The sequence below is a fragment of the Cohnella sp. CFH 77786 genome, assembly GCF_019400745.1.
GTDB lineage: Bacteria > Bacillota > Bacilli > Paenibacillales > Paenibacillaceae > Cohnella.
In genome coordinates, this window is record NZ_WJIB01000011.1 from 156,854 (window position 1) to 170,057 (window position 13,204).

A 13,204-nucleotide genomic window follows, 5' to 3' on the forward strand; every position below is an offset into this window, starting at 1 on the left:
AGTTCACCTCCTGCCTGTCTGTTTGGTTCCCCGGTGAAGGAAGAAGCTGTAGTGGAAGATGCGCTGCAGAGATTTTTGCCGGATATCCGTTTCGTCGAATTTCATTGGTTTCGAGTTGGCTTCCAGAAACCATACGTTTCCGTTCGTGTCCACGCCGAGGTCCATCGACATTTCCCCGAGACGGGAGCGGGAAGCCCGTTCGATTTGCCTGGCGATCAGAAGGATCGCTCTCTTGACATTCGCCAGCACCTGTTGCGCCTTCTCGGCTCCGAATATCCCGGTCAGGAGCTTCTCCGGGTCGTCGATGTTGCCGCCCCTGGGCACGTGCGTCGTGATGCTGGTATTTCCCGCGACGCGCGCTCCGATGCCGGTCAGCTCCCATTTGCCCGCTTGGTTCTTCTGGGCCAGCGCCCTCAGATCGAAAGGCCGGTCGTCCACGGAGACAAGCGCGATGCCCTGCTGGGCGATGTAAGGTTCGCCGATCGTCTCCGAGTATTCGGAGACCCGGTGCCACAGGCTGCGCATCGTGGAGCAGCGGTATGTCCGGCTTCCCCGTTCCTCCTGAATCTGCAGCCGGTAGGGCAGATGTTTTTCCGGCTGCACCTTCACCGTCATGATCCCGACCCCCGCCTTGCCTCGAACGGGCTTTAAATAAAGCAGGCGGTGACGTTTCAGCAGCCCGGCGAGCACGAAGACGTCGGTGAGCTTTTTCGTGTCGGGGATGAACCGACGGGTCGAAGGATTGTTGTATAGCCAACGGAAGAGAAGCCATTTGTTGAAAAAACGGCGGTTGAACATTTTGATGCCCGGCTGTCTCGAAATCAGCGCCAGCTTCCGCTTGACGTTCGGCTGCCGTTCGTCTTCCCGGAGCGGGATCCGGTTGTAAACGATGTTGGGGCGCGGAAACTTCTCCTGGACCCAGGCTTCCTCTTCCGGACGGTACGTATAGCCGACCACCTCGGGCGATTTGAGCTTGAGATCGTTGATCGTCACGACGTACGTGGTGACGCCCAATTCGCGTCCGGTCTGGATCAAATCGGCGAAGTTGGCCCGGTTGCCCCGGAACGACTGGATTTCGTCATCGACGGTCAGGATGGCCACGACAGGCCGGTCGTCGGCCAAACGCGCGACGGGAGAGGCGCGGTAAGCCTTGATCCGCATCAGCTCTCCTCCCCCGTCCGGAAATTGCTCAGGTAAAGGCAATGTTCGAGAATGTATTGCAGGGAAGCGCGGCCTTGATCCTTGAGCGCGGGATGCTGGAAGATGGACCGGCCGGGTTTGGCGTTCGCTTCGAACATCCAGACCGCGCCGTCCCGGTCGATGCCGATATCGAGTCCCAGTTCCCCGAGCGTATGGCTGTAGTTCCGTTCGATCGCCTCCGACAGCTTGACGGCCGTCGCCTTCGCCGCCTCCAGCACGGCCTGCGTTCGTTCCCCGAACGTGATGCCGAGCGCCTGCTCCGGCGTCATCAGGGATCCGCCGTTCTTGATGTGCGTCGTGACGCTGCCGCGTCCCGCTTTCTTGGCGCCGATGCCGGCCACGACCCAGCGGTTGTTTCCGTCCTTGTGCATATGGAACCGGAAATCGATGGGACAATTCTCGATTTCCACCAAGCGGATGCCCTGCTGCGCGACGTATTGGCCGAGCTCGCTCCCGTGCTTGGCCCGGAGCATCTTCATAAGGCCGCTGAATTGGTTGAATCGGAGCAGCACGTTCGAGCCGTTTCTCCGGTATCTGATGAAATAGCCTTTTCGGGGGTGGTACGTCAGCCGGTAGATGCCGACGCCCAGGCTTCCGCCGGACGGCTTGTAATAGATGAAGTGGTGCTTCTCCAGCATTTCCCGGATCCGGTCGGGGCTCGGATTGTGGACCGACTCGGGAAGGTGCCCCAGCGCTTCGGGATCGTTCTCGAGCATTTTATAGACGTCGGACTTGTTGAAGAAGCTCCAGTTGAAGAACGGAATCCGCTTCCGCACGAACCTCTCCCGCAGGGACGTGAGCGCCGCGCTGGTCTCCGCTTTCCGGCTCGGCAGCCGGTTGTAGACCACGTCCGGAAACGGCACGACGCGCCGCTGCCACCCTGCTCCGGACTGATAGAACCACCCGTGCACGGTCTCCTGCTGCCAATTGATGTCGCGGGGGGTGAACGCGAAGAAATAGGCGTGATTCCGGCCGAGCTGCAGCAGCTGCTTCATGAACCCGGTACGATAGCCGAAGGGCGCCGCCGCCGAAGACGACGCGCTGTCGGTAAGCACGCCGATCAGCGGCCCGAGCTGGAGTTCGCCTTCTTCTTCGTTCTGGATATGGATGAGTCCGGACATCGGGACCCGAACCGAATGGCGCAGGCCGGCCGACATATAGACATGGTTGCCTTTCCTTTTGATCGTGCGCACCGTAGCGGGAACGGTGTCCCGGCCGAGCTTGACGTTAACCGATTTCCGTCCGCCGAGCCGGAGCATCTTCGCGAGGGAACTCGAGAGCCAGACGATGCGTTCGGGCTGCTGCGTGAAATGGACGTTACAGATGGTCAAACTCATGAATTACCCTCCCAGGTGGTCGAAGCAGGATATACCTTGCGTAGGCGATCGGCCGCGCCGCCGCGTCTTCCGCTGCCGCCCGGCTGACGCTGGCCATGGCGTGCCGCCCTGGTTTGGAGTTGGCTTCCAGAAACCACAGCCCGCCGGTGCGGTCGATCCCGAAATCGAGACCCAATTCAAAGAAATGGCCGTAGTGCTGCTCGAGTCGCCGGACGATAAGCCGGCAGCCGTCCCGAATTTCCTTCATCATCGCGGAGGCCGCGGCGGGACCGTGCCGGGCGGCCAATAAGTCTTCCGCGGGCGTTGCGGTTCCTCCGCCATGCAAATTGGCCGTAACCGTTCCGGGATTTCCGGAGCGTGCCGCGGCTCCGGTCACCGCCCAGCGGCCGCGGCCGTTCTTCTGCACGAGTACGCGGATATCGCAAGGTTCTCCGCCGGTTCCGGTCAGATCCAGAAGCGGCTGCATGAGATAGGTGCGGCCTCCGATCCAGCGGTGAAGACGCCTCAAGGCTTCCTTCTCGTCCGCGAACGCCAAGTCGAAGGGACGGTTGTCTTGAAGGCGGCCTCGCACGCGTACCGTTCCTCCTGCCTGGCGGGAGCAGGCCGCGACCCGCCGCCCTTGGCTTCCGCAAGCGGGCTTCAGGAAAGCGGATCCGCCGCAGCGCTTCAGCCAATCGGCCAGCGAAGCCGGACCGCCGTAGATTTCGGTCGGCGGAAGCAGGCGGGAGAGCTCGGGATCTTTGTTCAGGACGGCATACACTCGGCCTTTATCCGGCAATTTCCCATTCAGATAACGGAACGGCCGTGCGTCTTCCAGCTTGCGGACGGCCTGGCGGAACCTGGCGCGACCTTCTCCGGTTTCCGGCCAGGAGCGGTCGTAGACGAGCGGGGGAATCCCGTACCGGCCCGACGTCCACTCCCGGTCCTTGTCGTCCCGCGTCCAGCCGCGAACCGTTTTCTCGTGCGGAATCCAGGTTCGCGGATCGAATGCGAAAACGAACAGTCCCGCCTTCTTGCCTCGATGCAGGAGTTCGCGAAGAAAGGGGCTTTCCCCGAATGGAGGCTCTCCCGGCCGTTCGCAGACGAGGATGCCGAGGGCCTCAGAAACCGGATAAAAATCGCGCATATTGAATCATCATCCGCACCGACGGGCGGATTTTCCCCTCTGTTAGTGGTGTATTGTCGTTTTTGGAAGGTTTGGAGTTCACTTCAAGCAACCAGATCCGGCCGGCGGTATCGATGGCCAGGTCGATGCCGAGCTCGCCGAAATGCGCCGGGATGTAGGTGTCGATGCCTCTGGCGATGTCCAGAGCGGCCCGATGAAGGCGTGCGGAAGCGTCTCCCCGGTAGAGGACGGGAAGATTGGATTTGGCGATGGCTTCCCTGGCTTTGGAAAGGGTGCCTCCCCGGGCGAGGTTCGATACGAAATGGTCGTTCCCCGCGGTGCGGCTGACCACGGAGGTCACCGTCCATTCCCCGTCGGCGTTTTTCTGGGTCAAGGCTCTGAAGTCGACCGGGCGGCCGCCGATTTCGATCAGGCTCAGCCCTTGCTGGATTAAATATCGCACGGATTTCATTTTTCCGGAGATGGAAGCGTACAGCTTCGGCAAGCTGGAGAACGTAAGCTTGCGGGTTCCGTTCACGGTCGCGTAAGACGCCTGCCAGCTCTCCGCGCCGGTCTGGGTGATGCGGATAATTCCTTTCCCGAGGCTTCCCCGAACCGGTTTCAGAAAGACGCTGGGATAACGGGTACACATGCTTCGGAACATGGCGAAATTATGGAGGGAATGGGATTCAGGCAAGTAACGCTGAAGGCCGGGGTCCTTCTTCAAGGCTTCGAACACTTCGGATTTGTCGAGAAATTTTTCATTGAACACGCGGGAGCCGTAGCGGACGTTGATTTCTCTCATGAATTGCTGCACGTCGGGAAGGTTCTCCAATTTGCGGGTCGTCAGCCGGTTATTGACAACGTTCGGTACCGGCAGGACCATCCGGTGCCATCCTTCGTTGTACACCCAGCCTTCCACGGCCGCTTGACTTGACCCCAGGGCTGCGGGAGTGAAAAAATAGACGTAAGCGCCTTGTTTGCGGCAGGCGTCCGTCAATTCCCGGCAGAACATCGTGATGTCGCCGAACGGCTTGTCGGGCTGCGCAGGGTATTCGCGGCTGACGAGAACGCCGATCAGAGGCCCGAGCGAAAGGGTCCGGGTTTGCGCGCGGTACTGCAGCCGAAGGGTGACTCCGGTATGGAGGCCCATTCTGCGGAACAGCGTCTGGCTGATTCTCAGTCCTTCATAACGGGGCACGGGGACAACGGTGACGGGGTGCCGAAAAGAACCGAACTGAAGCGTAAGCGGCTGCCCCGCCGGTATTTTCGACTTCTTCATCAGCGGTTCCCCAAGCATCAGGACGTCGTCGGACAGAATGCCGGAGCTGATGGCCTGGACGTTGATTTTCGGGGCGGACATATGTGGTTCTCCTTCCACCGTTTCTCGGCCATGGCCAAATCTTTCGCGGGCAGCCAGATCGGGAGCCCGCGACAATACTCCATCATATGAGGACATCTAGTTATCGGTGATTGGCCGAATGCCCGCGGAAAAGGCGGGAACCGGTTGTCCTGCGGGGAAACGGGTTCAGGCGGCCCAGGGCGGTATCGGGATCGGATCGTACGGGAAAATGCAGCACGGGAGTGACGGATGGTGGAGAAAATGACGGAAAATACGGCTCGGCGCAAGGCGGAGCATATTCGGATCTGCCTGGAAGAATCCGTGCAGGGCCGAGGGGTGACGACCGGTTTCGAGGATTACCGGCTGCGCCACTCGGCGCTTCCGGAGATGGCTTTCGCGGACGTGAGCCTGGAAACCTCGTTCCTTGGCAGACGCCTGCGAACGCCGCTGCTCATCAGCAGCATGACCGGAGGGACCGGCGAGACCGGGCAAGTCAACCGCCGTTTGGCGGAAGCCGCGGAAGCCCGGGGGTGGGCAATGGGACTCGGCTCCCTGCGGGCGGCATTGGAGCGGGAAGAACTCGCGGCCACGTTCGACGTTCGGAGGGAGGCTCCGAGCGCATTGATCTTCGCGAACCTCGGCGGCGTGCAGTTGAATTACGGCGTCGGTCCGGACGACTGCCTCCGTGCGGTCCACATGGCGCAAGCCGATGCGCTGGTGTTTCATTTCAACGCCTTGCAGGAGGTGTTCCAACCCGGCGGGAATACGGATTTCCGCGGACTGTACGGGCGGTTGGAGGAAGTCTGCCGCCGATTGACCGTGCCCGTCGGCGTCAAAGAGGTAGGCTGGGGCATCGACGGAGCGACGGCAAGGCGGCTTTCCGACGCGGGAGTCGCGTTTATCGACGCCGCCGGTGCCGGGGGAACTTCCTGGAGCCAGGTCGAGAAGCATCGGCAGACGGATCCGCTGTTGCGCGTGGCGGCCGAAGCTTTCGAGGGCTGGGGCATTCCCACGGCCGACTGCGTCCGGGAAATCCGTGCCGAGCTGCCCGATGTTCCGCTGATCGCCAGCGGGGGCCTGGCCAGCGGCGTCGATGCGGCGAAAGCGCTCGCCCTCGGGGCCGACCTGGCCGGTTTCGGGCGTTCGCTGCTCCGGGAAGCCGCGACGGGCGGAGACCTGCACGGGAAGCTCGAACGGGTGGAATTGGAACTTCGGATCGCGATGTTCGCTTCCGGGACAAGGAAAGTCGCGGACTTGCGCTCGCCCGGCACGCTGCGGCAGATTAACGGATAAAGGCAGACTTATCGTTCTTGCCGCAGCCCGGAAAAACCCGGTTAGAGCGCCGCAAACCGGTCTTCTGAGCGTTGCAGCCCGGAAAAACCCGGTTAGGGCGTCGCAAACCGTTCCGCTGAGCGCTGCAGCCCGGAAAAACCCGGTTAGAGCGCCGCAAACCGGTCTTCTTAGCGTTGCAGCCCGGAAAAACCCGGTTAGCGCGCCGCAAACCTCTCTATTGAGAGTTGTTGTTGTGATGAGACCGGCATAACGTGTTTTTTTGAGAGCGATGGTGGGAGGGTTCCGAGTAAAGGGATCCGGCAATTCGCTCCATGAGGTTTATTTTACTGGGGATGGTGGAATGCGGGATGATAGGGGAAGTAAGCGAACATCAGGGCGGCCTGCTGCAGGTGAAAGTTCCGCTCCCTTATTCGCTGAAATGGGTAAACGCCTATTTGTTGCCTGGGGAAGACGGCTGGACGTTGATCGATCCGGGTTTGCGCACGCCGGAGTCGGAGCAAGCATGGACCAGGGTTCTGGAAGCACGGGGAATCGGTTGGGACCGGATCGCGCGGATTGTCCTGACGCATCACCACCCCGATCATTACGGGCTTGCGGGGTGGTTTCAGGTACGCACCGGCGCGCCGGTATGGATGTCCAAGACCGCCCGGGACACAGCCCTCATGATGTGGGGGGAAGGAGAGACTTTCTCCGGGCGGTTGCTCGAGGCATTCCGGGAACATGGCCTTCCAGAAGAATTGGGAGATGCCATGCGGGAGCACTTGCGGGGCTTCCGGGAACGGGTATCGCCGCAGCCTTCCGGGGTGACGATTCTGGAAATCGGACGAAAAGTCCGTATGGGCGGCATCGAGTGGGAACCGATAGGCGGCGAAGGACACGCTCCCGGACACCTCTCGTTCTATGACCGGCAAAGCCGCCGTTTGATTTGCGGCGACCAGGTGATGCCGGACATCTCCCCCAATATCGGTTGGTTGCCAGGCGGGGACGCGGATCCTTTGGGTTCCTTCCTGGATAGTTCGAGGAAGATGTTGGAGTTGGACGTGGAACTTGCTTTCCCGGGACACCGGGACCCGTTCGCGAACTTCCGCGGGCGGGTGGACGAACTGCTCGGGCACCATGAACGAAGGCTGGACAAAATCGAGGGATTGATCGGGACGGAGCCGGCCAGCTCGTTCGAGGTGTGCGAGCGGCTGTTCGGGCCGCATTTGCGCGGCAATTCCCACCATCTTCGGTTCGGGTTGGCGGAAACGATCGCCCACCTCGTGCACCTTGAAAAGCGTGGAAGATTGGAGAGGGCAGGCGACCATTGGAGTCGCAGGCTTTAAGACCGGTTGACGCGGAATAGGCGGGGCAGGAAAAGGCTCCAAATTGTTTGTTTTGGAGAGGGATGCCGTTCGGAGCGCGGAATGAGGATGGCCTCCGCGGCATCTATCCGTTGTTCGTTTCGGACGGAGCTTGGCTCCGCCGGTTCCTCCCGTTCGTTCGCCGCGAAAGAGCTTGCGGCTTCCGTTCCCTCAACCGGAACCGGCGATTCGGACGCAGCTGCCGCTTCAACTTGCAGGATGCGATCTATGGACAATCGCCTTTCCAATTCTTCTACGCGTTGGGCCAGCATAAGGTTTTCATTTTGGAGCCGGAGAATGCATTCATTCAGGACCCTCAGGGTGAGCCTCGGCTTCCTTGGTCCATCATCCATGCCCTCATGATGTTCCATGGCACAGCCTCCTTATAAGAAATGCTAGATTCGTAGTCTCATCGTACAGGAAAGCCGGTAAAGATACTGTCGAAGACCGCTGTCAAACGGCAATCTTTCTTCGTCGCGAATCGAGGCTCTTCCCGCCGTTGACGCGTATGATCCGGACGGTCGCGTAACCGTTGCGGCGCTCAGGTCTAGGTGCATTCCCGTCCGAATAAAATGGAATGCGTCTTGGCTGCGGAGGAGCGTGATGGCCCGTTGGAACCGTTAATCCCGACCTCGTTGCCCCCGAATGAAATGATCCGAATCATCCGGCACGGACTTCCGAAAACGAAAGTGCCGAAAAACATCGTCTTGATTGGCGCGGGTTTGGCCGGTCTGGTCGCCGGTTCATTGCTCAAAGAAGCGGGTCACGGCGTGAGAATCCTGGAGGCCGACCACCGGGCGGGAGGCCGCGTGTATACCCTGCGGGCGCCGTTCTCCGACGGTTTGTATCTGAATATGGGCGCCATGCGCATTCCCGAATCTCATTTTTTGGTTTTGGAGTACGTCCGAAAGTTCGGTTTGCCGCTTCAGCCGTTTGTCAACGAGACGCCGGAAGACATCCTCTATGTCAACGGAACCAAGGCCCGATTGAAAAGTTATCTGTCGAACCCGGATGTCCTGCGCTATCCGGTTGCTCCGCGCGAGAAGGGGAAAACCGCCCAGCAGCTCTTGGACATGGCGGTACTGCCCATCCTTCATTATATCCGTCAAGATCCGGTGCGAAATTGGCCTCGGGTCGTGAAGGCATACGATCGCTATTCGATGCATGCATTTTTGAAATACGGTTCTGCTTATTCCGACGGAGCCATTGAAATGATCGGGGTGCTTCTTGGGATAGAAGGATTCATGGAAGAATCTTTCCTGGACATTTGGCGGTTTTTGATGCCTCTGCAGGGCCGCCGCTTCTACCAGATCGCAGGCGGAAACGATTTGCTTCCCCGAGCCTTTCTTCCGAAATTGCGGGAAGATATTCTGTTTCGGCACCGTGCGACCCGGATTATCCAGCATTCGCATGGCGTAACGATTCGCGCGGATCGGGAAGGAACCTCGAATGCTTTGGACGTAACGGGCGATCTGGCGATCGTCACGGTTCCTTTCACGGTTCTGAAACGGATGGAGATAGAGCCGCGCGATTCTTTTTCGCACCTCAAAAGGAAAGCGATTCGAGAGCTGCATTACATCCTGGACACGAAAATCGGGATCGAGTTCAAAAGCAGGTTTTGGGAAAGAGGCGGCCAAACGGGGGGCAGAACCGTGACCGATTTGCCGATCCGTTTCGCTTATTATCCAAGCGATGGAATCGGCACGCAAGGCCCGGCCGTCATCTTGGCCAGCTATACGTTGGGCGACGACGCGATGACGTGGGACGGCTTATCAAGCGAAGATCGCGTTCGGTATGCCCTGAGGAATCTCGCTGTCATTCACGGGGATCAGGTTTATCGGGAATTTATTCGGGGCGCTTCCTTCAGCTGGTCCCAGAACCCCTATTCTTGCGGCGATTGGGTCATATTCAAACCGGGGCAGGAGACGGAGTTGTTTCCCTGTCTTGCGGCTCCTGAAGGAAGGGTTCACTTCGCCGGGGAACATACCACCCTTACCCACGGTTGGATGCAAGGGGCCATCGAGTCCGGCCTGCGGGTTGCGGTCGAAGTGAATGATGCGCCGAAAAAAGGTTGAGCAGGCATTCCCCTCTGCTCAACCTTTTTTCATCGATTTCTATCCCTCGCGAGAACCTATCCGCTTCCGAACAACCCCTATGCGGTCATTCCCCTGCCTGCTCTTGCCCTTCGGCGATCGCCTCGCGTTCCGCTTGCTTGCGGTGCGCGATCCGGCTGGATGCCGCCGCCGCGATGGCGCCGACGATGTCGTCGAGGAACGTATGGATCTCCCCGTCGTTCTTGTCGTTCAGCTTCTTCAGGACGCCCGGCTTGAATTTGTCGATGTAGCCGAAATTGGTGAATCCGATGCTGCCGTATACGTTGACGATACTAAGCGCCAGCACCTCGTCGCATCCGTACAATCCTTCATCGTATTTGATCATGTCTTGAAGCGGAGGCAGCAGCTTGCCTTCCTCCGCCAGCATATCCAACTGGATGCCTGTAAGCACCGCGTTCTGAACCTCGCGCTTGGACAGCACGGCTTCCACGTTGGTGACGCACTCTTCCAGGGTTAATTCGGGAAAATAGTCTTTCTGAAGCAGCATGACCAGCTGCCCGATCTGCTCCTTGCTCACGCCGCGCTTCGTCAGCCACTCTTCCGTGGCCCTGGCGACCTCTTTGCTGTTGAGACGATACAAGTTCGGTCTGGACAACGAACAACACCTCTTTCCGAAACTTTGGGCTTCCCGCGCTCGTCCGGCGTTTAAGGACAAACAATCATATTTGCCCCGGGGGCTCGTATACATAGTACTACAAAAAGGGTGAAGGCGGAACGGCCGCTCCATGGGCGACGTTCCCGCCCCCCGTTCGGGAGGAAACGCCATGAACCGTAAATCGGGCCGACGACTGCAAAATCTGAAATGGACAACCGTCCTGCTCCTGCTGCCGCTCGTATCCGCATGCACTTCATCGGGCAGCGGTTCCGGGAAATCGGCCGCCATCGATCCGCCGCCGACGCTCCTCGAAGAATCGATGCTGCAGGAAGCGGAGCCGACGAAGGATGCTGGGGCGTCTCCGGAGACTTGGGCGGATCCTTCCGGGGAGCCGTCTGCCGAACCGGTGTCCAAGCCGGTGTCGAAGCCGGAGTCCAAGCCGGCCGTGGGCAACGCCGCCCCGGAGGATTCGGTGACCGTTTACCTGAAAGACGAGAAAGGGTATCTCGCCCCCATGACGCTCCGTCCGGCTGCGGAGGACAACGCTTCCGAATCGGTGCAGGCTGCGGCGGACACCGCCTTGGCCTGGCTGACGAAAGATCCGAAGCGCATCGATCTGCTGCCGGAAGGCTTCTCCGCGGTTTTGCCGGAAGGAACGCAATTCGAGTCCGTGAAGCCGGATACGGAAACGGGCACCGTCTCGATCGATTTTGCCGCCCCCTTACCCAGCATGCCCGCAGATGAGGAACGTAAAATGCTCGAAGCCCTCGTCTGGTCGATGACGGAGATTCCCGGCATGGATAAGGTGAAGCTGACAGCCCAGGGCAAGCCGATCTCGCTTCCCGCTTCCGGGATTCCGGCGGATGGGACGCTGACCCGAGGCATCGGAATCAACGTCGAGCAGGCGAAAGGAGTAACCCTATCCAAGTCCATGGGCGTGACCCTGTACTTCTCCTCGCAATCTTCGAGCGGCGAAGGCTATTTCGTACCCGTTACGCGCCTGATCGACAGAACGCCCGACCGTCTCGAGGCCGCTTTGAACGAGCTGATCAAAGGTCCGCTCGAAAGCGATGATCTTCGTCCCGTTCTCTCCCCGGACGTGACCGTAGACAAACTGACTCCGAAGGCCGATACCGTGAACGTGTCGCTTCGCCAGGAAGGCTGGTCGCCGAACGACCCGGTGCCCTCCGATATGATGGAAGCCCTCGTGCTCACGATGACCGAAGCGGCAGGGGCGCCGATGGTCAAAGTGACGATCAACGGCGTCGACAAATTCCTCGATTCGGACCAGCGGTCCTACGAACGCCCGGTCACCCGTCCGACGGCCGTGAACATGCTGAAACAGTAATGCCTGCCGAGATGGGATTCCGGATGCTTTTCCCGCCCGACTTTGGTAAAATGGGGGAGGTTTCGAACCCAGGCAAGTTGACGGCAGGAGGAAAACAGGATGAGGGCCGACGGAAGGCAGACAGACGAACTGCGCCCATTCAAGGTGACGCTTCAACCCAATAAATACGCGGAAGGCTCGGTGCTGATCGAAGCCGGGGACACGAAGGTGCTGTGCACGGCTTCGGTCGACGAGAGAGTGCCTCCTTTTCTCAAAGGGCAAGGCAAAGGATGGGTCACGGCGGAGTATGCCATGCTGCCCAGAGCTACGCAAACCCGCAATCAGCGGGAATCGATCAAAGGAAAGCCGGCCGGCCGCACGATGGAAATCCAGCGGCTGATCGGCAGGGCGCTTCGTTCCGTCGTTCAGCTCGACGCTCTCGGCGAGCGGACGATCACGATCGACTGCGACGTGCTGCAGGCCGACGGCGGAACGAGGACGACCTCCGTCACGGGAGGGTTTCTCGCGCTCGCCCTGGCGATCCACAAGTTGTCCGGCACGGTGGCGTTCGCCCGCTATCCCTTGACCGATTATTTGGCATCCGTCAGCGTCGGGGTACTGCAGGAGGCGATCCTTCTTGATTTGAATTACGAAGAAGATTCGAAGGCCAAGGTGGACATGAACGTCGTCATGACGGGGGCTGGCTCGTTCGTCGAGGTGCAGGGAACGGGCGAGGAATCTCCATTCACCCGCGCGGAGCTGGACGGCATGCTCCATCTCGCGGAATCGGGAATCCGGAAGCTCGTGGATTGGCAGAAGACGACACTGGGAGAAGCCGGCTTACGAATCGGCGAATCGAAACCGTGATCGGGCCGGGAAGCGTGCTGGTCGTGGCGACCCGGAACCGGGGCAAGACGAAGGAGTTCCGCGAAGCTTTCGCAAGCATAGGTATCGAGGTTCGGGATCTGAACGAAACGGAAGCCGTTCCCTCGATCGAGGAAACCGGGGAGACTTTTCATGAAAACGCGCTGATCAAAGCGAAAACGGCAGGGGAAGCCCTCGGATTCCCGGTGCTCGCCGACGATTCCGGGTTGTGCGTAGATGCCCTCGGGGGCGCTCCCGGCGTTTACTCCGCCCGTTATGCCGGCGAAGGAGCTTCCGATCGCGACAATAACGCCAAGCTTCTTCGGGAATTGTCAGCCATAGGAGCCGAAGGGCACCGCGATTCCGCCGGCGCCTCCGAAACGTTCGGTCCCGCCCGTTTCGTGAGCTCGCTCGTCCTTTACGATCCCAAAAGCGGTGCCTGCTTTTCGGCAGAAGGCAAGGTGGAGGGTCTGATTCTGAAGGAGCCGAGAGGCTCGGACGGCTTCGGCTACGACCCGCTCTTCTGGCTTCCCGAATTCGGCAAAAGCATGGCGGAGTTGACGGTGGAGGAGAAGAACGCCGTCAGCCACCGGGGACGCGCCCTACGCGAATTGCGAAGACAGATCCCATCGAACTGATACGATAACGCGCAACCTCCGGCTTGCCATCAGGCAGCCGGAGGTT

At 59.9% G+C, this 13,204-nt stretch carries 11 protein-coding genes; 6 read left to right on the forward strand and 5 right to left on the reverse strand.

The window, feature by feature from the left end; translation table 11 throughout:
• Positions 1-3 precede the first annotated feature (3 nt).
• From GE107_RS17365 to GE107_RS17380, 4 genes are read right to left on the reverse strand one after another with little or no spacing between them, the layout of a single operon-like run.
• On the reverse strand, positions 4-1,161 hold the full coding sequence (locus GE107_RS17365; protein ID WP_219641252.1) for a YheC/YheD family endospore coat-associated protein: 1,158 nt from the start codon (positions 1,159-1,161) through the stop codon (positions 4-6).
• Positions 1,161-2,537: a YheC/YheD family endospore coat-associated protein gene (locus GE107_RS17370; RefSeq protein WP_219641253.1), complete on the reverse strand. Its 1,377-nt coding sequence runs from the start codon at positions 2,535-2,537 to the stop codon at positions 1,161-1,163. Before GE107_RS17370 ends, GE107_RS17365 begins: the two co-directional genes overlap by 1 nt.
• Positions 2,518-3,663 (reverse strand): YheC/YheD family endospore coat-associated protein, encoded by a 1,146-nt coding sequence (locus tag GE107_RS17375; protein WP_219641254.1) that lies wholly within the window; start codon positions 3,661-3,663, stop codon positions 2,518-2,520. Before GE107_RS17375 ends, GE107_RS17370 begins: the two co-directional genes overlap by 20 nt.
• Positions 3,638-5,005 (reverse strand): YheC/YheD family endospore coat-associated protein, encoded by a 1,368-nt coding sequence (locus tag GE107_RS17380; protein WP_219641255.1) that lies wholly within the window; start codon positions 5,003-5,005, stop codon positions 3,638-3,640. Before GE107_RS17380 ends, GE107_RS17375 begins: the two co-directional genes overlap by 26 nt.
• A 228-nt stretch (positions 5,006-5,233) precedes the next feature.
• Here GE107_RS17380 and fni point away from each other — a divergent pair, with 228 nt between their 5' ends.
• From fni to GE107_RS17395, 3 genes are all read left to right on the forward strand, one after another.
• A complete protein-coding gene (gene fni / locus GE107_RS17385) occupies positions 5,234-6,277 on the forward strand; it encodes a type 2 isopentenyl-diphosphate Delta-isomerase (protein WP_219641256.1) in 1,044 nt (347 codons plus the stop codon).
• Positions 6,278-6,624: 347 nt separating this feature from the next.
• Positions 6,625-7,602 (forward strand): MBL fold metallo-hydrolase, encoded by a 978-nt coding sequence (locus tag GE107_RS17390; RefSeq protein ID WP_255570568.1) that lies wholly within the window; start codon positions 6,625-6,627, stop codon positions 7,600-7,602.
• 668 nt (positions 7,603-8,270) lie between these two features.
• Positions 8,271-9,695, forward strand: coding sequence for a flavin monoamine oxidase family protein (locus GE107_RS17395; RefSeq protein WP_219641355.1), 1,425 nt, complete (start codon positions 8,271-8,273; stop codon positions 9,693-9,695).
• An 85-nt stretch (positions 9,696-9,780) separates the two neighbouring features.
• Here GE107_RS17395 and GE107_RS17400 read toward each other — a convergent pair whose 3' ends face one another.
• Positions 9,781-10,329, reverse strand: coding sequence for a phosphatidylglycerophosphatase A family protein (locus GE107_RS17400; protein WP_219641257.1), 549 nt, complete (start codon positions 10,327-10,329; stop codon positions 9,781-9,783).
• Between the two features lie 169 nt (positions 10,330-10,498).
• On the opposite strand from GE107_RS17400, the gene GE107_RS17405 reads away from it, so the two are divergent.
• The 3 genes from GE107_RS17405 to GE107_RS17415 all read left to right on the forward strand — a co-directional run bounded on the left by GE107_RS17405 (position 10,499) and on the right by GE107_RS17415 (position 13,158).
• Complete coding sequence (locus tag GE107_RS17405; RefSeq protein WP_219641258.1) at positions 10,499-11,677, forward strand: GerMN domain-containing protein; 1,179 nt, start codon at positions 10,499-10,501, stop codon at positions 11,675-11,677.
• Between the two features lie 99 nt (positions 11,678-11,776).
• Entirely contained in the window at positions 11,777-12,523 is a 747-nt protein-coding gene (gene rph / locus GE107_RS17410) for a ribonuclease PH (RefSeq protein ID WP_219641259.1), read from the forward strand.
• Positions 12,520-13,158, forward strand: a complete 639-nt coding sequence (locus GE107_RS17415; RefSeq protein WP_219641356.1) for an XTP/dITP diphosphatase — start codon at positions 12,520-12,522, stop codon at positions 13,156-13,158. The genes rph and GE107_RS17415 overlap by 4 nt, the downstream gene beginning before the upstream one ends.
• Positions 13,159-13,204 lie beyond the last annotated feature (46 nt).

Excerpts from the sequence above, each read along its gene's own strand:
- GE107_RS17365 (WP_219641252.1), bottom strand. The coding sequence starts at position 1,161 with ATGCGGATCAAGGCTTACCGCGCCTCTCCCGTCGCGCGTTTGGCCGAC.
- GE107_RS17370 (WP_219641253.1), bottom strand. The coding sequence starts at position 2,537 with ATGAGTTTGACCATCTGTAACGTCCATTTCACGCAGCAGCCCGAACGC.
- GE107_RS17375 (WP_219641254.1), bottom strand. The coding sequence starts at position 3,663 with ATGCGCGATTTTTATCCGGTTTCTGAGGCCCTCGGCATCCTCGTCTGC.
- GE107_RS17380 (WP_219641255.1), bottom strand. The coding sequence starts at position 5,005 with ATGTCCGCCCCGAAAATCAACGTCCAGGCCATCAGCTCCGGCATTCTG.
- fni (WP_219641256.1), top strand. The coding sequence starts at position 5,234 with ATGGTGGAGAAAATGACGGAAAATACGGCTCGGCGCAAGGCGGAGCAT.
- GE107_RS17390 (WP_255570568.1), top strand. The coding sequence starts at position 6,625 with ATGATAGGGGAAGTAAGCGAACATCAGGGCGGCCTGCTGCAGGTGAAA.
- GE107_RS17395 (WP_219641355.1), top strand. The coding sequence starts at position 8,271 with ATGATCCGAATCATCCGGCACGGACTTCCGAAAACGAAAGTGCCGAAA.
- GE107_RS17405 (WP_219641258.1), top strand. The coding sequence starts at position 10,499 with ATGAACCGTAAATCGGGCCGACGACTGCAAAATCTGAAATGGACAACC.
- rph (WP_219641259.1), top strand. The coding sequence starts at position 11,777 with ATGAGGGCCGACGGAAGGCAGACAGACGAACTGCGCCCATTCAAGGTG.